20 protein-coding genes are annotated in these 21,670 nt (G+C 65.7%); 9 read left to right on the plus strand and 11 right to left on the minus strand.

All coding sequences use genetic code 11. The features are described 5' to 3' along the window. The first annotated feature begins 588 nt into the window (after positions 1–588). Together ilvD and IPV08_RS07315 are read left to right on the plus strand one after the other, a co-directional pair. Complete coding sequence (ilvD, locus tag IPV08_RS07310; protein WP_207411363.1) at positions 589–2,319, plus strand: dihydroxy-acid dehydratase; 1,731 nt, start codon at positions 589–591, stop codon at positions 2,317–2,319. Continuing rightward, on the plus strand, positions 2,306–3,205 hold the full coding sequence (locus tag IPV08_RS07315) for a tetratricopeptide repeat protein (protein WP_056433677.1): 900 nt from the start codon (positions 2,306–2,308) through the stop codon (positions 3,203–3,205). The genes ilvD and IPV08_RS07315 overlap by 14 nt, the downstream gene beginning before the upstream one ends. 141 nt (positions 3,206–3,346) lie before the next feature. Here the strand turns inward: IPV08_RS07315 and IPV08_RS07320 are convergent, their stop codons facing one another. The 4 genes from IPV08_RS07320 to xth all read right to left on the minus strand — a co-directional run bounded on the left by IPV08_RS07320 (position 3,347) and on the right by xth (position 6,907). Next, the gene (locus IPV08_RS07320; RefSeq protein WP_207411364.1) at positions 3,347–3,970 is read right to left on the minus strand and encodes a glutathione S-transferase family protein; all 624 of its coding nucleotides are present in this window, start codon (positions 3,968–3,970) and stop codon (positions 3,347–3,349) included. A 67-nt stretch (positions 3,971–4,037) separates the two neighbouring features. Then, positions 4,038–4,694, minus strand: coding sequence for a class I SAM-dependent methyltransferase (locus IPV08_RS07325; protein ID WP_246747848.1), 657 nt, complete (start codon positions 4,692–4,694; stop codon positions 4,038–4,040). Continuing rightward, complete coding sequence (locus tag IPV08_RS07330) at positions 4,691–5,938, minus strand: DUF3419 family protein (protein ID WP_207411365.1); 1,248 nt, start codon at positions 5,936–5,938, stop codon at positions 4,691–4,693. The genes IPV08_RS07325 and IPV08_RS07330 overlap by 4 nt, the downstream gene beginning before the upstream one ends. Before the next feature lie 174 nt (positions 5,939–6,112). Continuing rightward, positions 6,113–6,907, minus strand: coding sequence for an exodeoxyribonuclease III (xth, locus tag IPV08_RS07335; protein WP_207411366.1), 795 nt, complete (start codon positions 6,905–6,907; stop codon positions 6,113–6,115). An 86-nt stretch (positions 6,908–6,993) separates the two neighbouring features. Here xth and IPV08_RS07340 point away from each other — a divergent pair, with 86 nt between their 5' ends. The 4 genes from IPV08_RS07340 to IPV08_RS07355 all read left to right on the plus strand — a co-directional run bounded on the left by IPV08_RS07340 (position 6,994) and on the right by IPV08_RS07355 (position 10,729). Further along, on the plus strand, positions 6,994–7,716 hold the full coding sequence (locus IPV08_RS07340) for a ceramidase domain-containing protein (protein WP_207411367.1): 723 nt from the start codon (positions 6,994–6,996) through the stop codon (positions 7,714–7,716). A gap of 187 nt (positions 7,717–7,903) precedes the next feature. Next, positions 7,904–9,226: a homoserine dehydrogenase gene (locus IPV08_RS07345; protein WP_207411368.1), complete on the plus strand. Its 1,323-nt coding sequence runs from the start codon at positions 7,904–7,906 to the stop codon at positions 9,224–9,226. A 46-nt stretch (positions 9,227–9,272) separates the two neighbouring features. Further along, the gene (gene glpX / locus IPV08_RS07350; protein WP_056433649.1) at positions 9,273–10,268 is read left to right on the plus strand and encodes a class II fructose-bisphosphatase; all 996 of its coding nucleotides are present in this window, start codon (positions 9,273–9,275) and stop codon (positions 10,266–10,268) included. A gap of 5 nt (positions 10,269–10,273) precedes the next feature. Beyond that, the gene (locus IPV08_RS07355) at positions 10,274–10,729 is read left to right on the plus strand and encodes a GNAT family N-acetyltransferase (RefSeq protein ID WP_207411481.1); all 456 of its coding nucleotides are present in this window, start codon (positions 10,274–10,276) and stop codon (positions 10,727–10,729) included. Positions 10,730–10,865: 136 nt separating this feature from the next. Here the strand turns inward: IPV08_RS07355 and IPV08_RS07360 are convergent, their stop codons facing one another. The 4 genes from IPV08_RS07360 to IPV08_RS07375 all read right to left on the minus strand — a co-directional run bounded on the left by IPV08_RS07360 (position 10,866) and on the right by IPV08_RS07375 (position 14,162). Further along, complete coding sequence (locus IPV08_RS07360; protein WP_207411369.1) at positions 10,866–11,633, minus strand: glyoxalase superfamily protein; 768 nt, start codon at positions 11,631–11,633, stop codon at positions 10,866–10,868. A 254-nt stretch (positions 11,634–11,887) separates the two neighbouring features. After that, positions 11,888–12,397: a lysozyme inhibitor LprI family protein gene (locus IPV08_RS07365; RefSeq protein ID WP_207411370.1), complete on the minus strand. Its 510-nt coding sequence runs from the start codon at positions 12,395–12,397 to the stop codon at positions 11,888–11,890. A 10-nt stretch (positions 12,398–12,407) separates the two neighbouring features. After that, on the minus strand, positions 12,408–13,280 hold the full coding sequence (locus tag IPV08_RS07370; protein WP_056433639.1) for a tetratricopeptide repeat protein: 873 nt from the start codon (positions 13,278–13,280) through the stop codon (positions 12,408–12,410). Positions 13,281–13,970: 690 nt separating this feature from the next. Then, complete coding sequence (locus tag IPV08_RS07375; RefSeq protein ID WP_210348270.1) at positions 13,971–14,162, minus strand: hypothetical protein; 192 nt, start codon at positions 14,160–14,162, stop codon at positions 13,971–13,973. 1,394 nt (positions 14,163–15,556) lie between these two features. Between IPV08_RS07375 and IPV08_RS25050 the strand changes: the two genes are divergently transcribed. Then, positions 15,557–16,543 carry a helix-turn-helix domain-containing protein gene (locus IPV08_RS25050; protein ID WP_207411371.1) on the plus strand — a complete coding sequence of 329 codons (987 nt, stop codon included), beginning with the start codon at positions 15,557–15,559 and terminating at the stop codon, positions 16,541–16,543. Between the two features lie 104 nt (positions 16,544–16,647). On the opposite strand, the gene IPV08_RS07385 is transcribed toward IPV08_RS25050, so the two are convergent. The 3 genes from IPV08_RS07385 to IPV08_RS07395 form a co-directional block, all read right to left on the minus strand. Continuing rightward, complete coding sequence (locus IPV08_RS07385) at positions 16,648–17,751, minus strand: 5-(carboxyamino)imidazole ribonucleotide synthase (protein ID WP_348646098.1); 1,104 nt, start codon at positions 17,749–17,751, stop codon at positions 16,648–16,650. Further along, positions 17,748–18,245: a 5-(carboxyamino)imidazole ribonucleotide mutase gene (purE, locus tag IPV08_RS07390; RefSeq protein WP_207411372.1), complete on the minus strand. Its 498-nt coding sequence runs from the start codon at positions 18,243–18,245 to the stop codon at positions 17,748–17,750. Before purE ends, IPV08_RS07385 begins: the two co-directional genes overlap by 4 nt. Positions 18,246–18,531: 286 nt before the next feature. Further along, a complete protein-coding gene (locus IPV08_RS07395) occupies positions 18,532–18,750 on the minus strand; it encodes a DUF465 domain-containing protein (protein ID WP_056433634.1) in 219 nt (72 codons plus the stop codon). 221 nt (positions 18,751–18,971) lie between these two features. Here IPV08_RS07395 and IPV08_RS07400 point away from each other — a divergent pair, with 221 nt between their 5' ends. Both IPV08_RS07400 and IPV08_RS07405 read left to right on the plus strand, forming a co-directional pair. Further along, a complete protein-coding gene (locus IPV08_RS07400) occupies positions 18,972–19,154 on the plus strand; it encodes a DUF465 domain-containing protein (RefSeq protein WP_056433631.1) in 183 nt (60 codons plus the stop codon). A 166-nt stretch (positions 19,155–19,320) separates the two neighbouring features. Beyond that, complete coding sequence (locus tag IPV08_RS07405; RefSeq protein ID WP_207411373.1) at positions 19,321–21,264, plus strand: propionyl-CoA synthetase; 1,944 nt, start codon at positions 19,321–19,323, stop codon at positions 21,262–21,264. The last annotated feature ends 406 nt before the right edge of the window (positions 21,265–21,670 follow it).

The following is a 21,670-nucleotide window of genomic DNA, read 5'->3' on the forward strand; positions in this document are numbered from 1 at the left end:
GGAGCATTGTTCGAGGTCGACGGTAGTCGGGCCGAGAAGTGTGGAGCCCTGTGACTGGAATGGGCACACCTCAGTCGGACGCGCTTTCAGTCGACCGAATGGAAAAACCTTTCGCTAAAGCACCATTCTGAGCACATCTCGTGGGCGCGGCCGATGGCGATTGGCTTATACCTGCCGGGGTGAGGCAAAGAGTAGTTGTCCTCCCTCTCTTACTTCGCGCATGGCCGAACCTCGACGCTGTGCCGGCTGCGATAGCTATTCGCGAGGGTCGATCGGATCAGCGTGCTCTCACCGGACATTGCTGCCTGCACCCGGTCCCGGGAAGAAGCGTGGCTGTGGCGGGGTCGCAACACCGCGAAAGCATCCCGACTTCGCCTTGGGAGACGCCCTCATTCGCCGCGATCCCGCCATAAACCGGGACCACCTCAACATCCGCGGTAAACGACAGTTTCCCCAACGCTTTACCGCTGAATTCCGAGACTGCGCTTCACGGTGTCGAACGACGCTTCGCCGGCGTCGCCTGTCATCGCGTTGAGAAACGACAGCCGGGCTTCACCTGTAGCGGCTGAGACGGGGCCGAGAGAGACGATGGACGTGCGTACCACAGACAAGTCGAAGCTTCCGAGCCGTCACGTCACGGAAGGTCCCGAGCGGGCTCCGCACCGGTCGTATCTCTACGCGATGGGTCTCACCAAGGAACAGATTCACCAGCCGCTGGTCGGCGTAGCCTCGTGCTGGAACGAAGCGGCGCCTTGCAACATCTCGCTGATGCGCCAGGCGCAGGCCGTGAAGAAGGGCGTCTCCGCCGCCAACGGCACGCCGCGCGAATTCTGCACCATCACGGTCACCGACGGCATCGCCATGGGCCATGCCGGCATGCGCGCCTCTCTGCCTTCGCGCGAGGTCATCGCCGACTCGGTCGAGTTGACCATGCGCGGCCATGCCTATGACGCCCTCGTGGGCCTTGCCGGCTGCGACAAGTCCCTGCCGGGCATGATGATGGCCATGGTGCGCCTCAACGTGCCGTCGATCTTCATCTATGGCGGCTCGATCCTGCCGGGCTCGTTCCGCGGCAAGCCCGTGACGGTGCAGGACCTGTTCGAGGCGGTGGGCAAGCACGCCGTCGGCGACATGAGCCTCGACGATCTCGACGAGCTGGAGCAGGTCGCCTGTCCCTCGGCCGGGGCTTGCGGCGCGCAGTTCACCGCCAACACCATGGCAACGGTCTCCGAGGCCATCGGCCTCGCGCTGCCGTATTCGGCCGGCGCCCCGGCCCCTTACGAAATCCGCGACAGATTCTGCATGACCGCAGGCGAGAAGGTGATGGAGCTCATCGCCAAGAACATCCGCCCGCGCGACATCGTCACCCGCAAGAGCCTGGAGAACGCTGCCGCCGCGGTCGCGGCTTCCGGCGGCTCCACCAACGCGGCCCTGCACCTGCCGGCGATCGCGCATGAATGCGGCATCAAGTTCGACCTGTTCGACGTCGCCGAAATCTTCAAGCGCACGCCCTACATCGCCGACCTGAAGCCGGGCGGGCGCTATGTCGCCAAGGACATGTTCGAGGTCGGCGGCATCCCGCTGCTGATCAAGACGCTCCTCGACCACGGCTTCATCCACGGCGACTGCATGACCGTGACCGGCCGCACCATCGCCGAGAACATGGAGAAGGTCGCTTGGAACCCGGATCAGGACGTCGTCCGGCCCGCCAACGCGCCCATCACCGTCACCGGCGGCGTCGTCGGCCTGCGCGGCAACCTCGCGCCGCAGGGCGCCATCGTGAAGGTCGCCGGCATGTCGGAGGACAAGCAGGTCTTCACCGGCCCGGCCCGCGTGTTCGACGGCGAAGAGGCCTGTTTCGAGGCGGTCCAGAAGCGCACCTACAAGGAGGGCGAGGTTCTCGTCATCCGCTACGAAGGCCCGAAGGGCGGCCCCGGCATGCGCGAGATGCTCTCGACCACCGCCGCGCTCTACGGCCAGGGCATGGGCGACAAGGTCGCCCTTATCACCGACGGACGCTTCTCCGGCGCGACGCGCGGTTTCTGCGTCGGCCATGTCGGCCCGGAAGCCGCCGTGGGCGGGCCGATCGGCCTGATCCGCGATGGCGACATGATCACCCTCGATGCGATCAAGGGCACGCTCGACGTGGCCGTGACCGACGAGGAATTCGCCACGCGGCGGGCGGAATGGACGCCGCGGACCAACACCGCGACCTCCGGCTATCTCTGGAAATACATGCAGACCGTCGGTCCCGCAGTGGACGGCGCCGTCACCCATCCCGGGGGCGCCGAGGAGATTCAAACCTATGCGGATGTCTAGGACTGACCTTCGCCGGCCCGTGCGGCCGGCAGGGGCCGATCCCGGTCGCGCCGCACGTCGGGTGAGGCGGATGGGAGCGGCCCTCGCGCTGCTCCTCGCCGGCGCCACCTCGGCGCTGGCGCTGGATCCCGCCGCGCGTACACCCGTGCCTGCCACGGGCGGTTACCGCACGGCGCGCGAAGCCCTGCGCTCGGGCGTCCGTGACTACAATGCAGGCGACAAGGAAGGGGCCGCCCGCGCCCTCGAATACGCCGCCGGCCAGGGCCACGCCCTTGCCTTGTGGAAGCTCGGCCGGATGTATGCCGAGGGCGACGGCGTGCCCCATGACGACCTGAAGGCTTTCGAGTTCTTCTCGCGCATCGCCGACGACAACACCGATGACGGGCCGGACACCCAGAATTCAGGCGTCGTCGCCAGCGCCTTCACGGCGCTCGGCACGTATTTCCTCGACGGGATCAAGGGCACCTACGTGCGCCCGAACCCGGAGCGGGCCTACGACATGTTCAACTACGCGGCGTCGTATTTCGGCGACCCGAACGCCCAATACAATCTCGCGCGCCTCTACCTCGAGGGGACCGGTGTGGATGCCGACCCGCGTCAGGCCGCGCGCTGGTTCAATCTCGCGGCCGAGAAGGGCCATGCTCCGGCCCAGGCCCTGCTGGGCAACCTTCTGATGAACGGGCAGGGCGTTCCGGCACAGCGGGCCCGTGGCTTGATGTGGCTGTCGCTGGCGCGGGAATCGGCCCAAGGGCGCAAGGACGACTGGATCGTCACCCTATCCGACAAGGCATGGGCCACCGCCTCGGAAGAAGAGAAGGCCCAGGCTCAGGCCCAGGCCCTCCAGGCTCAGTCGCAGGTCACCGGATCGTCCCGGCGCCGTCGCTAGATCTGCACCCGACCACGTTGGGTCGGGGCACATCACCAGGCCTTTGTTTTGCCGCGCTCTTTTTCGCCGAACCGGCACCTACTTCGGCGGAGAGCGCTCTAGGCGATCCGGGAAGGGCGCAATGGCCGGCTCCCGGCAGGCTCATTTCGTCCGCGCCGCGATCGCCGTGACGAAGGACGGACGCGACAGCATCGCGTCGATATAGGCGGCGAGCTTCGGCCAGCGGCCGGCATCGACCGGCTCCTTGGCGAGACGCAGATTGTGGAAGGTCGTCGCCACCGAGATGTCGGCGATGCTGAACGCGTCGCCCACGAGATACGGGCCGTCGATCTGGCTCTCCAGGTAATCGTAGAGCTTCGGGAACTCGTCCGTTACCGCCTTCACCGCCGCGGCCTCGTCGCCGGGCTTACCCATCAGGACAGGCTTCACGACACGCTCGGCGAAGGGCTTGATCAACACCGCGAACAACTCTGTATCGCCGAACTTGTCGAACCAGACGGCGCGCGCGCGGTCCTTCGGCGCCTGTGGCCACAGGACAGGACTCGGATACTTGGCCTCGATATAGGCCGAGATCGCCGAAGAATCGGCCAGCCGAAAGCCGTCATCCTCGAATGCCGGGATCTTACCGACAGGGCTGCAGGCCTGGAACGCCTCGTCCGGCGCGTGGAAGAACACCGGAACGTGCTCGAGCGTGATGTTCTTCTCGGCGAGGGTGACGAGAATCTTGCGGACGAAAGGCGAATAGCTCGTGCCGTAGAGAATCATGCGAAGGGAAGGCCTGTTGGATCGGGGAGGGTGAGGCGGGCCGCGATGGCCCGTGCCTCGGGTGACCTCAGATAGGGCCCGGATCCCGTTCGATCACCCCATGCACGGCATAGCCGCCGAAACGCTGCGCCACGCGTGCCCGCCGCCGGGAAAGGCGCGCCACATCGGCGAGGGCGTCGGCGAGCCCCTGTCTCGGGGTCACGTGGAACCCGGCGAGCCATCGGTTGAGCAGCCACCTCGCCGGCCGCGGCAGACCGACCTGATCTCCGAAATCGACGATGTGCAAGGAGCCGTCCGGAGCGAGGTGGCCGGCCGCCTCGGCGAGGACGGCCCGCCAGGGCGGAATCATCGACAGGGCGTAGGAGATCACGATCCGGTCGAAGACCGCCTCCCCGAACAGGGCAGCCGGATCGAAGGCCGTGGCATCGCCCCGGGCGAGGCGAATGCGGTGGGCGAGGCCCGCGCGGGCGGTGGCGCGCCCCGCTGTCGCGAGCATCTCGGTCGAGACATCCAGGCCGAAGCATCGGGCGTCCGGATAGGTTCGCGCGATGCGCACGAGGTTGCGCCCGGTGCCGCACCCGATCTCCAGCACGCTCCCCCCGGCGGGAAGCCGGAGATCCGCGACCATGCCGTCTCGGCCGAGGAGGTAGAACTTCCGGCTCGCATCGTAGATGTGCCGCTGGTAGCGGTACATCCGGTCCATCAGCCGCGCCGCCTCGCTCATGAAGAGGCCAGACGGTAGAGGTGGAACGCCCCATAGATCGACGACCGGTCCTGCTCGCCGAGTCGACGGCTCTCCTCCTCGGCATAGTCCCAGGCGCCGAGGATGGAATCCGGCACCCGGCCGGGCAGCCGTCGCTCGTCCGCCGCCGTCCGGAAGATCACGCGGGCGCCAGGCCGAGCCGCGCGGGTGATCTGGGTCCACAGGTCGGTGAGGTCGGCATCCGTCATCCAATCCTGCGCGTCGAGAAGGATGACGGCATCGACGCTGGCGGCCGGGCTCTCCCGCAGGAATTCGGTCATCGATTGCTGGCGGAAGTCGAGGCGGCCGGCGCGCTCGCGTAGAGCCGCGTGGTTCCCGGCCTGGAGATAGGGCGGCAGCGATGCGTCGGGCGCGGTGTCGTAGGCGCGGCCGAAGGCTTGCCAGGCGAAGTAGTTGGACTGGATCGGGAAGCCGCAGGCGAGCCGCTCCAGGCGATGGCGCAAGACGGCCGCCATCCCGCCGGGGCCATCGCCCGCCAGAGCCACGTATTGCGCGGGCGGGATGCCGAGGCCGTAGAGCGAGGCCGGCTGGCGGATGAGCCAGCGGATGAAGGCCTTCTCGAAGAGCGGGGCCAGTTCCTTCTCGAAGATCGTCCGCTGTTCGGCGAGGTCCCGCGCCTTCAGAACGGCACCGAGATCGCAGCCGTAGCGGCGGGCCAGCCAATGGCCCGCGCCGATGAAACGCCCGAGCAGGCCGTAGCGGTAGAAGCCTCGCTCGAAGGCCGAGATGCGACGCCCGCCATCGAGGCGCCGCGTCTCCCAATAGGCCCGGGATGTGGCATCGAGATGGGGCCGGATGTTCTCGTCATAGGCGGCCACGTTCTCGGGCCGGGCGGGGCGGCCGAAGAAGCCGAAGAACGCGGCATGGTCGGGCAGGTGCCGGAGGGCGGCGAGTTTCAGCCTCCCCAGGGCCACATGCGCGCCGTTGAGGTCGACGGCGCTGATCCGTGCCGGGTTGGCCGTGAGGTAGGAGAGCGCGTTGCAGCCCCCCGAGGCGATGGTGACGACGTGGTCCTCCGGCCGCAGCCGGAGCGCCGCCATGTCCACCACCGGGTCTTCCCAGATCTGCGGATAGACCAGCCCGCTGAAGGCCGCCGTGAACAGGCGTTCCGACACTCCCGCCTTCGAGAAGGCCCTGTTGCGATGGACGGCCTGAGTGAGACCCAGATTCGTCTCGCGGCGGATGGCCCGTGCTGCGCGCGTCATGAACGGTCTCACGTCGCTGGTTGGCGTGATCGATTCCAGGGCCGTTACGGCATGTGCATGACCGCCCGGTGACGGAGGATCGTCTCCGAACGGGTCCGATGAGAGAACATTCCTTTACCCGGGGCAGTCGCGCCCGGAACGTCGCTAGCTCAGCCCTCGAACTCGGGCCTCGGATCAGCGCGGTCGCAGCTCGATCGTCACCGGCACGTGGTCGGAGGGCTTTTCCAGGCCGCGCAGATGCTTCTGCACGGAAGCCGAGACCAGACGGTCGGCGGCCTGGGGCGAGAGGAGAAGGTGGTCGATGCGGATACCCTGGTTCCGCTGCCAGCAGCCGGCCTGGTAATCCCAGAACGTGTAGAGGACCGGCCGAGGGTCGCAGGCGCGCAGGGCCTCGGTGAATCCCTCGGCGAGGAGGGCGCGGAAGGCGGAACGGGTCTCGGGCAGGAACAGCGCGTCGTTCACCCAGGCGCTCGCGTCCGCCGCATCCTCGGGCTCGGGGATCACGTTGTAATCGCCCGCCAGCACCAGGGCCTGCTCGTCGGCCAGGAGCGCGCGCGCATGCAGCCGCAGCCGCTCCATGAAGCCGAGCTTGTAGGTGTATTTCGGTCCCGGCGTCGGATTGCCGTTGGGCAGATAGATCGAGGCCACCCGGACGGGGGCCACATCCTCCCCCGAGATCAGCGCCTCGATGTAGCGGGATTGTTCGTCGGTCTCGTCGCCGGGCAGGCCACGGCGGATCTCGCTCATGGTGTGCGGCGCCCGCACCAGCAGCGCCACGCCGTTATACGCCTTCTGCCCCAGCGTCTCGACGGCGTAGCCCGCCGCCTCGATCTCGGCGCGGGGAAAGCCCTCGTCCTGGCATTTCAGCTCCTGCAGGCAGACCACGTCGGGCTTGGCCTCGTCGAGGAAGCCGACGAGATGGCCGACCCGCTGCTTGATCGAATTGACGTTCCAGGTGGCGATCCGCATGGGCTCTGAGATCCGGTCGGAGAGGGCCGCCCGTCATCGGGCCTTCGCGTCGGGCTGGCAAGGTATGCGCACACGAGGAAGATAGGATGTCCGACGGCTGGTTCGCACCGATCCGGGCCTATTGCGAGCGCGGGGATGCGGGCTTCTGGGCCGAGCCGCTGAACGCCGCCTCCAACGCCGCCTTCCTCGTTGCAGCGTTCCTGGCTTTTCGCCTCGCCGGCTCCGGCCCGAGACGAGACCGGGCGGCGACGGCGCTGGCCGGGCTCGTCGCCCTCGTCGGCATCGGGTCGTTCCTGTTCCACACCGTCGCCGTCCGCTGGGCGATGCTCGCCGACGTCATCCCCATTGCCCTCTTCATCTACGCCTATTTCTTTCTCGCCGTTCGACGGCTCCTCGGGCTCACCCTCGTTCCGGCGATCCTGGCGACCCTCGGCTTTGCCGGCTTGGCTGCCGGGCTGGAACCGGCCCTCGACGCGCTCACGGGCCAATCCGTCGACCGCTTGAGCAACGGCTCCATCGCCTACGCCCCCGCCATCCTGACCCTCGTCGGCGTCGCCGTCGGCTTGCTGATGCCCCAGACATGCTCCCTCGGCCCGGCACGGAGCCGCGCCGGCCTCTCGCTCCTCGCCATCGCCGCGCTGTTCGCCCTCTCCCTGACCTTCCGCACCCTGGACGCCGCCCTCTGCCCGAGCCTGCCGATCGGCACCCATTTCCTCTGGCATTGCCTCAACGCCGCCGTCCTGTACGGCCTCGTCGCCACGGCGTGGCGCTTCGAGGCGAAGGTGAACGATCGGCGTTCCACGCCCTGAGGAGGAGGGCTCCGTCGTTCTCCGATCGGCCCGCTCGACGCCGCGTCGCGAGGAGCCACAGGTTTTCTTGCACCCCACAGGGATTCGTTGCAGAAGAGCCGGCCGTTCGAAGGAGCGGTGTCACGCACAGGCTCGAACGACGGGTTGCCCGCGCTCGGCCGAGCGAAGTCAAATACGGATCGCGTCCATGTCACAGAGCCTCCGCCTCGGCGTCGCCGGTCTCGGCACCGTCGGCGCTTCCGTCGTCCGGATGGTGGCTCGCCGTGCCGAAGCCATCGCTGCAGCCACGGGGCGCGAGGTGCGCGTCACCGCCGTCTCCTCGCGCGACAAGACCCGCGACCGCGGCCTCGATCTCTCCGGCGTGACCTGGTTCGACGATCCCGTCGCCTTGGCCTCCTCGGGCGAGGTCGATTGCGTGGTGGAGCTCATCGGCGGCTCGGAAGGCCCGGCCAAGGCGACGGTGGAGGCCGCCATCGCGGCCGGCAAGCACGTGGTCACGGCCAACAAAGCGCTGCTGGCCCATCACGGCGCGGCCCTGTCGAAAGCCGCCGAGGCGAAGGGCGTGACCCTCGCCTACGAGGCTTCCGTCGCCGGCGGCATCCCCGTCATCAAGGCCCTGCGCGAGGGGCTCACCGGCAATGCCGTGTCGCGTGTCTACGGAATCATGAACGGCACCTGCAACTACATCCTCACCCGGATGGAGCGGGAGGGCCTGACCTTCGAGGCCTGCCTCAAGGATGCGCAGGCTCTCGGCTATGCCGAGGCCGATCCGACCTTCGACGTCGAGGGGTTCGACACCGCCCATAAGCTCGCCATTCTCGTCAGCCTCGCCTTCGGCGTGGAGATCGACGCCGAGGGCGTCTCGGTGGAGGGCATCTCGGCGATCCAGCCCCTCGATCTCACCATGGCCGAGGAGCTCGGCTACCGGATCAAGCTGCTCGGCGTCGCGCAGGTGGCCGAGGGCGGCATCGAGCAGCGCGTCCACCCGACCATGGTGCCGAAATCCTCCGCCATCGCCCAGGTGATGGGTGTCACCAACGCCGTGACTATCGATGCGGATGCGGTGGGCGAGCTGACGCTGATCGGCCCCGGAGCGGGCGGCGAGGCGACCGCTTCCGCGGTGGTGGCGGACATCGCCGACATCGCGGCCGGCGTCGCGCGGCCGACCTTCGGACGCCCCGCCATGAGCCTCGCGCCGTCCGAGCGGGTAGCGATGCAGCGGCACGAGGGCGGCTATTACATCCGTCTCACCGTGCATGACCGGCCCGGCGTCGCGGCGGGTGTCGCCACGCGGATGGCCGAGCGCGACATCTCCATCGAAAGCATCCTGCAGCGACGCTCGGAGAGCGCCGCCACCAAGGACCCGCATGGCCGCTCCGGCCAGCCGGTGCCCCTGGTGTTGATCACCTACGCGGCCACGGAAGGCACCATCCGCGCGGCGCTCGACGCCATCGCGGCGGATGGACTCCTTGCCGAAGCGCCGCAATTGATCAGGATCGAACGCGAATAAGAAGGCCGCCCATCGCGGCCCAGACACGACAAGGGACGGGACCAGGATGGCGGACGAAACGATTGGGCAGACGGGACATCCGGTCACCCGCACCCTGAGCCTCGAACTGGCGCGCGTGACCGAGCGCGCCGCCATCGCCGCCGCCCGGCTTCGCGGCCAGGGACGCGAGAAGGAGGCCGACCAGGCCGCCGTCGACGCCATGCGGCGCGAGCTCAACCTCCTGCCGATCAACGGCACGGTGGTCATCGGCGAAGGTGAGCGCGACGAAGCGCCGATGCTCTACATCGGAGAGCAACTCGGCACCGGGGCCGGGCCGAAGGTCGACATCGCCGTCGATCCGCTGGAGGGGACGACCCTCTGCGCCAAGGACATGCCCGGCGCCATCGCGGTGATGGCCCTGGCAGAACACGGGTCGTTGCTCGCCGCGCCCGACGTTTACATGCAGAAGATCGCCATCGGCCCCGGCTATCCCCAGGGCCTCGTCGATCTCGATGCCAGCCCGGCCGACAACATCGCGGCGCTCGCCCGCCACAAGGGCTGCGCCCCCTCCGAAATCACCGCCATCATCCTCGACAGGCCGCGCCATATGGGCCTGGTCGCCGCCGTGCGCGAGACCGGTGCCGGCATCCGCCTGATCTCGGACGGCGACATCGCGGGCATCATCCACACGACGAGCCCGGACGAGACCGGCGCCGACATCTATCTCGGCATCGGCGCGGCACCCGAGGGCGTCATCGCCGCCGGTGTCCTGCGCTGCATCGGCGGGCATATGCAGGGCCGTCTGATCCTCGACAGCCACGACAAGCGCGAGCGCGCGGCCCGGATGGGCATCAGCGATCCGAACCGCAAATACGAGCTCGCCGACATGGCGCGCGGCGACGTGATCGTGGCCGCGACCGGCGTCACCGACGGGGCGCTCCTGCAGGGCGTGCGGTTCAAGACCGGCATGATCGTGACGGAGACGGTGGTCTACCGTTCGTCCACCGGCACCGTCCGCCGCATCGTCGGCGAGCATCGCCGCCCCGAGCGGTTCGAAGCGTGACCGCCGTGCCGGACCTCGCGATCCGCGCCGTCCGGCCCGACGAGCGCGAGGCCTGGGAGGGGTTGTGGTCGGGCTATCTCGACTTCTACCGCGCCTCGATCCCGCCGGAGACCCGCGACCTGACCTGGTCGCGGATCCACGATCCCCTCGTGCCCATCCATGCCCTCGTGGCCGAGGATGAGGGCGTCCTGGTGGGGCTCGTCCATTACATCTTCCACGCCTCGGCCTGGACCCGTGGACCGTACTGCTACCTGCAGGACCTGTTCACGGCGCCGTCCTCCCGGGGCAGGGGGATCGCCCGCGCCCTGATCGAGGCGGTGATGGTCGAGGCCCGTCACGCCAGGGCCGACCGCGTCCACTGGCTGACGATGGAAGACAACGCACCGGCCCGCGCCCTCTACGAGACGCTCGCCGACCGGTCGGGCTTCATCCAGTACCGGCGGATCTTGCCGCCGGGCTGAACGGACGACGTGATGGTCGAAAGTCGGCATCGGGTTTGCGCCACGACCACCCGAAGCGGAAGGAGAGCGGAAGTCCGCTTCGAGAAAGCGGGCGCCCTGTGGGGGCCAGCCCTCGATCCGGCTCCGTCTCGTTCGTCTATGCAGTGCTTCCCAGGGGTTCCGTTGCCTCGGCAAACCGGAGGTTTGTCGGCGTCCGCCAGGCAGCCTCGACAGCGCGTCGCTCAATGCGTTCACCGGTCAACGGGATCGACGTATCGACCATGTCGACGGAGAAATCGGCAGCCCAGACTGCGCCCGCCCCCTTGAGGAAGAAGCCGAAGAATAGGCTCTCCGCATCATCATCGACGTCAAGCACAACCTTTCGGGACGTCCAAGGGTTATCGCCGAACAACCAGCCGTCACGGTGGTTCTTCAGGTTGTCATAGGCGAACGTCTCACCGGGTGCGCCGCCAACACTCGCCAAAATCGTTGCCCCATGGCTCACACCTTCGCTGCGAAGCTGAGCGCTGACAGCGACCCTCTTTCCACGATACGGCCGTGCGGAAGCAGTCTGCATGTATCCGCCCATAGCCTTCGTGAGATCTATGTAGCGATCCGCGGAAATCTCTGGGATCAGCCGAATCAGAGCAGCCGATCCACCCGGCGCTCCGGCTTCCGCATCCGCACCATGGTCGTAAGCATCAGGGTACGCTGCCCTGAACTCCCAGACCTTGAGATCCTTCACCTTACGTGTCGCCGATGCAGTCATGCTTTTGGCTCGGGCTGTGAGAACGTTCCAGTCCTTGCATCCGAGCTGACGGGCGACGATGTCGAGACACTCGCCATGTGAGATATCGACGTTCTTGGCTCGCATAGCCGTTTCCAGGGCTTTTGCCATGGATTTTGCACTGCCAACGGAAGTCATCTTGCTGATCCCTACCGGATCGGCCGCAACGTCAGTGCTCGCATTGCCGACTGGCCGACCCTGCAAAAGGGATGGCAGACCTCTTGGAGGATGCATTCACCAAACCCAAGAGGGCGCGAGCGGCCGGCTGCATCAGCCGCTCCGAGGAAAACACCCTGACCGTCGAGTCGTCAAGCTTCCTCGTGGTCGATGAAGGGCCGGATGCGGCCTCGACACGCTGGCCCCATCCATCCCCTCAGGCCCCCACCCGACGCCTATCGCTCGGTGAGCGCTGCCTTGATGCGGTCGAGGTCGAGGGCGCGCCGACCGGTCTGGATCTGCAGGCATTCGCCGCTGAGAGGGCCGATGATGGAGCCGCCCGGATAGACGAGGGACGGCCATTCGCAGGCCTTGTCGCGGAACGCGATCCAGGCCCGCTGAGCGTCGCGCAGGGAGAGGTTGGCGCTCTCGCTCATCGCCGCGCCCAAATCCTTGTAGGTGCGGTTGAGGAGCGTATCCCAGGCCGCGATCTCGCGGGCGTAGCACCCGTTCATGCCCATGGTGGACGAGCCCGAACCGTCCGGCGCATCGATGCAGGGTTGGGAGACACGCCCGATACAGGACAGGCGCGCGCCGTCGTCCTTGGCGGACCCGACGCAACGCTCGATCGTCGCCAGGTCGGACGAGGCCTGACGGCCCGTATCCGTCTGGGCGAGGGCGACTCCGCCCGACGACAGGGTGAGCATCGCCAAGGCGGCGATGCCGTTCGAGAATCCTCCGCGCATCGTGCGGGCTTCAGTTGAAGAGGGTGCCTACGCCGCCCTGCACACGTCCGAGACCCTGCTTGGCCACGGGATTGCCGGGCTCGAGCTGAGCGGCCCGCTGGTAGCTCTCCATCGCCTCCTTCTTGCGGTTCGACTTCTCGTAAGCGAGACCACGATAGGCCCAGGAGGTGGCGTCCTTGTTGTTGACGTTGAGGGCCGCGTTGTAATCCTCGATCGCCTTGTCGAACTGGTTCGTGGCGATGAGGCTCTGGCCGCGCGCGGCGTAGGGCGCGGCGACGAAGGGATTGCGGTCGATGGCGGCGTCGAAATCGCCGATGGCCTGGGTGTTCTGGCCCTGGCGCTGACGGACGAGGCCGCGCGCATGGTAGGCCTCGGCCGATTCCGGCGTCAGGCGGATCGCCTGGTTGAGGTCGGAGGTGGCGCCGTCGAGATCGCCCTGGGCGCGCAGAACGTTGGCGCGGCCGATATAGGCCGGGCCGTAGCTCGGATCGGCGGAAATCGCCTTCGAGAAATCGGCCAATGCCGCGTCGTTGCGTCCGGTCTGGCGGTAGGCGAGGGCACGGTTGTTATAGGCCGAGGCCGAATTCGGATCGATCTGGACGGCTTTCGAGAAGTCACCGATGGCGTCGTTGAACTGGCCCGAACGGGCATAGGCCGCGCCGCGGGTGACATAGGCACCGGCATCGTTGGGATTGCGCTGGATCACCTCGGTGAGGGAGGCGATATTGACGTTGGTGGCACCGGTGGAATCGGTTTCGACCACGGCGAACTGGCGCGTCGCCGCTGCCCCGCCACCGCCATAGGTCTCGCACCCGGCCAAAGCCGCCGCCATCGCCACGGCCCCGATCAGACCCGCCTTCGCGCGCGGCACTACAAACGTCATTGCCCCTCTCCCCTCGGGATCGCCATGCCCCCAAGGCACGCTCCCGTCCGCTGCTATTGATCGTCCCACCCGCCGTCGCGCCTCGAAGCGCTTCGGATGCGGGAAAGACGACGCGTGCCTGCACAATCCCGCGTCGCGGTGAACACGCGCTTAAATTCTGCCGGCTCACCCGCTGAAGCCGCGCGATGTGGCGAAGGTATGGCCCGTTTCCCTACGGCGCGGTGAAGGCGGTCCGGCGTGTCGCGGCAGGCTGAGAGTGTGTCCGGTAAGACGCAGTTTCGATGCTCTGACAGGTGGTCTCCAGCGTCGTAGGGGAGCAATCGAGCGGTAGACCTGAGACAGGCACCCGATGCCGGAGAACGAGGATTCGCGACGGGTTACCGTATCGTCCGCCAGGCCTCGATTGGGTGGCCAGGCAAGGACGAATGAACATTGCCCCCTTGCGCCCCTCGGGCTCCGGCTGGATGCCGCGCTCGGGACGTCATAGCGGACGAGATCGCGCGGGCCGCCCTCGAAGCGAGACGGCGCTGCACCGACCGGCATTTTTCAGCATTACAGTTGGTTATACAGAACAACGACAAACGAAGCATGGACGGACAAAGGTCGAGCGGGGTGAAGTGGCACTGACGGCCCTTGCTCTGCTCGACCTGGATCAGTTTGTGCCTGATCGCCCGTTAAAGCCTTTAGGCCCTAGCGCACCTTTATTTCCTGCTGGATATCCGTGATCGCCCGCTCCGAATGCTCGGCCAGGATACCTTTGACCGATACCGGTGTTGCCGCCCACGTGACCGCGGCCAGGAATACAACCGCCGCAATCGCGTAGGCAAAAGTCTCCATGATACCGAGCCAGCCCAATAGCAATGGCACGAGGCTGATGACCAATGCAGCCCCAACATTCTTCGATATATATATAATATCGATACGAAACAAATTAACGCTAAAGCAAGCGGTTTGACGAATGCGACGATTGTCCGTTCCACGATTCAGCCCCTTGAACAACTGGTACTGGTTGGCGCGCTCATCGGAATGAGCCCTGAAACTCAGCTTTCAGCGGCCACACCAAGCCGTTACGACATTTTTTGTTAAATGTCTGTAAAATTCAATGTATTCCCATGCGAACAACCGGATTAACAAAAGCAAGTTCCCGGAACATTGCCCCGGCATACCGGTGCAAACATACCAATCCGCCTGCCTCGAACTGAACGCAAAGAATAAATATAAATAGATTCACGACATCATGTGCGAGTCAACCATGCGCGGTCGCTAGTGTCACGATTTCGAATAGCAATAATGCGAGTAAATATTCTTCAAGACTTAGTTGTGATGTAAAACCATTCCGAATAACCAAGAGATTCCATATTTTACTTTAGTTAGGATATAACTACGTGGATTCTACGTTATTGTTGCACCAAAAGATTGAAAGTAATAAAATTGCACGCGCGCAGGTTCTTTAACGGAACCATTCAGCGGCCTTATTTGCTTCAGCTTTTTACTAATTTACCTAAAACTAGGCATGAATTCACCTTCGACTATAGCGAAAACGCGATTGCTATCGCACCAGTTCGCTTGACCGCAATTCAGATTGGCGAACGAATAGACTTTCCAGCCCAAGCCGCACCAACGAATAAATTAGCAATGAAATGCGATTTGACACAACAGGCGGTGAGATTACAATATACCACCCACCGCATGTCAGCTATTATATGCTCATCACAATAAATTTGTTCGCATTTATCATATATTATATCAATCTTCACATATTAGCCTCCAAATTCTCAATTGATAGAAGGCAACAGAAAGATACCCGCACATAAAAACGCCACTTGAATACATAAATATGATATTTCACATCATATTTTGTATCATATAAATTCTCAATTGAGAGCATGAATACTAAATTATATAAATCAACACGTGCTATAGCCTCGTCTTTTCAGACAAGTTAGCAAATCGCTTCCTCCGCAATACAAGCCTCCAACGCCACGGGTCAATCCACGGAAATTGTCTCTCCGTCCCAAAATACGGTAATTCAGAATACCCCTGGCGTATCGCTCACGATTCCTGCCAGCATGGTTCGAACGGCCTGCGAATTACTGCTTGCGTCGTCATATGCCGATGCGCCAGACGGAAACCAATTGCGCCATCAAGGGTTGTGCGACCGCATCGTTGTCACGCAATCGACTGCGCGCGCAGCATTCGAGAACCGGCATCCGCCCGACCGATTCTACGTGTGTCGTAGGTCGCGGATCGAATCGGACGTTCCCAGGAGTTCCCCGGTGCCTACCCCCTCGAAAGTACTGACGCTGGTTGAAACGACCGAAAACATCGAGCCTTCGCGCACTTTCGATTTCTGGCGGAATACCGCGCTGAAAAATCTCGGCAGAGTCGGCCGGTTAGATCCCCACGGAACGTTCTCGGCGAGCCGTCTGGCCGTTGTGTCCTCGCACACGACCTTGCTTCTGACGGAAAGCAGTCCAGTGAGCGTCGAGGGCGATCTTCGCCATATTCGGCAAGCCGGCCGTGACGACATCGTCGTCAGCTTCTTCCTCTCGGGACACGGTTATCTCGAACAGGGAAGCTGCGGTCACATCGTGGGTGTCGGTGATATCGGTTTCATCAGGCTCGACCGCCCTTTCGCCGTTGGCGCTCTGACGCCGTATCGGGAGTTACGCTTCAGCGTCCCCCGGTTGGAGTTCGAAGCACAGGTCGGAAGCGCCGATGGCTTGGTCGGCCGCCGTATCCGGGCGAGCCCGTCGACGGAATTACTGATGACGTACATGCACAGTGTCGCGCAATCCGCGACGGGCATGTCGGACGCCGAGGCGGGACTTGCGGTCAAGGGTGCTCTCCACATCGTCCGTGCGCTCGTGAGAGATCGCGACGAGGACAGTGAGGGACAAGCGTCTTCCGACGTGCTGAGATCGCTCGCGCGCGTGCATATCGAACGTTATTCGCATGACCCATCGTATGGGCCCGAGGCCATGGCCGCGGCGCTCAACGTCTCCCGGTCCAAACTCTACCGCGCGTTTGCGGAGGTCGAGGGTATCGCCGCCGAGATCCGCGATGCCCGCCTGGATCGCGTCCGTCGCTGGCTCGAATCACCGGCCAACGATTGCTCATCCATAAAAACCCTCATGCATGCCTGTGGCTTCACCGATGCGCCCACTTTCAGCAAGGCGTTCAGGCGGCGGTTCGACATGTCGGCGAAGGATGTGCGTGCCCTTCGAAGCGATCGATGTTCCGCATCGGCGCGATTGCCGTAAGGACGTCTGCCATGACCGGATGCGGCCGCTCGGCGGCCTTGCATCACGGTCGCAAAATCGGGACCGGCTTCAAGAGGGCGGACGACCGGGTATGATCGCCGCTCCTACACAACCGGGATCACCCGCGTGACATGGCCCATCTTGCGGCCCGGCCGGGCGTCACCCTTGCCGTAGAGGTGCAGATGCGCGCCGGGTTCGGCGAGGAGAGAGTGCCAGGCGTCGATATCGTCGCCGATCAGGTTCTGCATCTCGACGGAGGCCCCGGCTACGCGCGAGGCATCGCCCAGGGGCCAGCCGCAGACGGCGCGCACATGCTGGGCGAATTGCGATGTCACCGCGCCCTCGATGGTCCAATGTCCGGAATTGTGCACCCGCGGCGCGATCTCGTTGACGATCAGGTGCTCGCCCGCCTCGTCTCGCACCAGGAACATCTCGACGGCGAGGATCCCGACATAGTCCAAAGCCTCGGCGATCCTACGGGCGATCTCCACCGCTTTCCGGGCGGTCTCCTCCGACAGGTTCGGTGCGGGCACGCGTGTGAGCGCCAGGATGTGGTCGCGGTGCTCGTTCTCGCACAGGTCGAAGGCGGCGAAGCTTCCATCGGGGGAACGGGCCGCCACCACCGAGACCTCGCGCTCGAACGGCACGAACCCTTCGAGGATGAGCGGCGCGCCGCCGAACTCGGCGAAAATCGCGTTCCGGTCGCCCTCTTCGGCGGTGCGGATGATGCGCTGGCCTTTGCCGTCATAGCCGAAGCGGCGGGTCTTCAGCACCGCCGGCAAGCCGATCGCCTCCAAGGCGCGGGCGAGGTCGTCCGGCGCGTCGATCTGCCGGAACGGCGCGGTGGCGATGCCGAGGCCGTTGATGAAGCTCTTCTCGGACAACCTGTCCTGAGTCGTGGAGAGGGCGTCGGCGCTGGGGCGGAGGGGCGCGTGGCGCGCCAGCAGGTCGGCGGTCTCCCGCGGGATGTTCTCGAACTCGTAGGTCACGACGTCGACGCTCGCCGCGAAGCGGGCGAGGGCGTCGGAATCGTCATAGGCCGCGCAGGTCGTCTCGGCCGCGACATCGAAGGCCGGGCTCGTCGCATCGGGGGCGTAGACATGGACCTTCAGGCCGTAATTGGCCGCGGCCAGCGCGATCATGCGGCCGAGCTGGCCGCCGCCGATGATGCCGAGGGTGGAACCGGGCGTGAGGGACATGTCGGTCACGGAATCTGTGTCTCCGGCCTCTCGGCCACGGATGCGGTCTGCGCGGCTCGCCACGCATCGAGGCGCTCGGCGAGGGCGGTATCGGTCAGGGCCAGGACGGCGGCGGCGAGGAGGGCCGCGTTGACGGCACCGGCCCGGCCGATGGCGAGGGTGCCCACGGGAATGCCGGCCGGCATCTGCACGATCGAGAGCAGGCTGTCCTGGCCGGACAGGGCCTTCGATTCCACCGGCACGCCGAAGACCGGCAGCGAGGTCATGGCGGCGGTCATGCCGGGGAGATGCGCGGCCCCGCCGGCGCCGGCGATCACGACCTTGTAGCCCGCCTGCTTCGCACCCTTGGCGAAGGCGACGAGCCGGTCCGGCGTGCGATGGGCGGAGACGATGAACGCCTCGTGCGGCACGCGAAGGGCATCGAGGGTATCGGCGGCGTGCTGCATGGTCGCCCAGTCGGACTGGCTTCCCATGATGATCGCGACCGGGGGCGCTCCCGCCATCGTCGTCACTTCCTTCCCGAGACGATCGCGGCCGCCTGGTCGTGCTTGGCCTGGTTCAGGCCATGTCTTCGTGGCGGCGCGATCCCGGGAAGCGATCCTGCACCCGGACCGTGCCGCATACGCGGGCGGGCGACCGCCCGCAAGACGGTGCCCGAGCCAATCCTGTGCTCAAGGCAAACCGGTTCCACAGCGCTCTCCGCCGACGTGGATGCAGGCTCGGCGAAAAAGAGCGCGGCAGAACGAAGGCCTGAAGATGTGCCCCGACCCGACGTGGTCGGGCGCAGCTCTAGGCGATGATGTCGGGCGTGATCTGGTCTTCCAGATAGGAGATCCGGTCGCGCAGGCCGAGTTTGCGGCGCTTCAGGCGCTGGATCTGCAACTGGTCGCCGGCGACGCTCAGTTCCAAGGCGTCGATGGCCCCGTCGAGGTCGCGGTGCTCCTGGCGGAGCCGCGCCAGCTCTTCGACGAACTCAGCCGTCCCGTCATCCTCGAACTCACCCGCCATCGCACCTGCAGCCCCGACACGCCCCTCGTTGAAACCATGCGGCACACACGCCCCTGCGGCAAGGCGGTGGCCGCAATTCGCTCTGGAAGATGCTTCTTCCATCGCAGCGGGCTTCGCCGGGCACGATTAACTAATGTTGCCCAACACCCGAATCCGGTTTCGACAGCCGGCTCATACTATGCCAATCTACCTGAGTCGGAACGAGACAGGAGAAACGACTCATGTCGCTGCAGACGCATTTGAGCCAACTCGCCCTCAAGCACGAAGCCCTCGAGCGGGAACTTCATTCCGCGATTCAAAGCCCGTCTGAGAACGATCTACGGATCGCAGAATTGAAGCGACGCAAACTTCACCTCAAGGACGAGATCAATCGGCTTCGTGCCGCGACCGACTCGGTGCATTAGAGCCCGTTCCAAGCCGTTTCGTAATTTCCAGAACGACGCCGCCGCGCTCCACAGCGCGGCGGCTTTCGTTTGTGGTGGTGTCGGCCGTGTCGCCTTGGGCGCGGCTTGAGCTACAATCTCCGATCAAGCCGGCATCCTTCGACCGGCCATCCGGGGACGAACCGCCATGGACGCTGCCGCGACACCTCCCGAATCAGGCGACGCACCGGACGCATACGGCCCGGTCCATGCCGCCTCCCTCGCCGACCCCGAAGGTTTCTGGCTCAAGGCCGCCGATGCGCTCGACTGGGAGACCGCCCCCTCCCGCGCCTTCGACCCGGAGGCCGGTGCCTATGGACGCTGGTTTCCCGACGCGACGCTGAACGCCTGCCACAACGCCGTCGACCGCCATGTGGCTAAGGGACGGGGCGAGCAGGCGGCGATCCTGTACGATTCCCCCGTCACCGGAACGAAGCGGACGATCAGCTACGCGGCCCTGCGCGACGAAGTGGCGACGCTCGCCGGCATCCTCTCGCTGCTCGGCGTGGAGAAGGGCGACCGGGTCGTCATCTACATGCCGATGATTCCCGAAGCCCTGTTCGGGATGCTGGCCTGCGCACGTCTCGGCGCGGTCCATTCCGTGGTGTTCGGCGGTTTCGCCGCCAACGAACTCGCGATCCGCATCGCCGACGCCGCCCCGAAGGTGGTGCTGGCCGCCTCCTGCGGCATCGAGCCGAGCCGGGTCGTGCCCTACAAGCCGCTTCTGGACGCGGCCATCGCGGCCTCGCCGCACAAGCCCGCGGCCTGCCTCATCCTGCAGCGCCCCCAAGCCGAAGCGGGATTGGTGGAGGGACGCGACCGCGACTGGGCCGAGACGGTCTCCCGCGCGAAGGCCGCCGGGATCAACGCCGATTGCGTCCCCGTCGCGGCGACCGACCCGCTCTACATCCTCTATACCTCGGGCACGACGGGCAAACCCAAGGGCGTGGTGCGGGATACCGGCGGGTATTGCGTGGCACTCTCCTGGTCGATGCCCAACCTCTACGACGTGAAGCCCGGCGAGGTGTATTTCTGCGCCTCCGATATCGGCTGGGTGGTGGGCCATTCCTACATCGTCTACGCCCCGCTGCTGCATGGCTGCACCACCGTCCTCTACGAAGGCAAGCCGGTGGGGACACCCGATGCCGGGGCGCTTTGGCGGGTGGCTGCGGAATACGGCGTCGCCTGCCTGTTCACGGCACCGACGGCCCTACGAGCGATCAAGAAGGACGACCCGCGCGCCGAACTCGTCGCCTCCTACGACCTGTCCGGCTTCCGCTCCCTGTTCCTCGCCGGCGAGCGGGCCGACCCGGATTCGGTCGCCTGGGCCGAGCGGGCCCTCGACCGGCCGGTGATCGACCATTGGTGGCAGACCGAGACCGGCTGGGCCATCGCCGGCAATCCGGTGGGGATCGGCATGCTGCCGGTGAAGCATGGCAGTGCCTGCGTGCCGATGCCGGGCTACGATCTCGCCGTCCTCGACGAAGCCGGCAAGCCGCTGCCGCCCGACACGATGGGCACGATCGCCCTGCGGCTTCCCCTGCCGCCCGGCTGCCTGCCGACCCTGTGGGGCTCGGACGAGCGCTTCCGCCAGAGCTACCTCACCACCTATCCCGGCTGGTACGACACGTCGGATGCCGGGATCGTCGACGGGGACGGTTACGTCACCGTGCTCGGGCGCACCGACGACATCATCAACGTCGCCGGGCACCGGCTCTCCACCGGCGGGATGGAGGCGGTTCTGGCCGCCCATCCCGATGTCGCCGAATGTGCCGTCATCGGCATCCGCGACGCGCTGAAGGGTGAACAGCCCTGCGGCTTCGTGGTGCTGAAATCCGGCGTCTCCCGCGACACCGCCGAGATCGAGCGCGAACTCGTCGCCTCCATCCGCGAGCGCATTGGCCCCGTGGCGGCGTTCAAGCTGGCCCTTACCGTGGCCCGGCTACCCAAGACCCGCTCGGGCAAGATCCTGCGCGGCACCATGAAGAAGATCGCCGACGGCGAAGCCTGGACCACCCCGCCCACCATCGACGACGCCGCCGTGCTGGACGAGATTGGCGAGAGTTTGAAGGGGAGGGGGATCGGGGGGTGAGCGCTCCCTTCCCTGGACTGGTGGAGCTCCAGCGGAACCCGATGCGGGGCCAGTCGAAGAAGGAGCGCAGCGTCAGGCTCCCGGCGACGAGGGGAGCCGCTGACGCTGCACGCCCTGCGCTGACAGCTGTTGGATTCACCCATCTGCTCGATGGCTGTTCCTCTCTCCAAGAGATGGCGACGTGAGGCGCGACGGGCTCACTCTCCTAGAAGGCAGGGCGATCGCATATGCCAATTTGCTTGTCAGAAACCCGCTGGCACCACCCCGTCATCCCGGGTCCGCGTAGCGGAGCCCGGGATCCAGAAACACGAGTGGTGCAGGACTTTACACTGTCAGCGGCTCTAGATTGCACGCCTCTGGCGCGGCCCTCCGGGTCCGGGCTCGCCTGTGGCGACGCGGAATGACG

Source organism: Methylobacterium sp. SD274 (assembly GCF_017355285.1).
GTDB lineage: Bacteria > Pseudomonadota > Alphaproteobacteria > Rhizobiales > Beijerinckiaceae > Methylobacterium.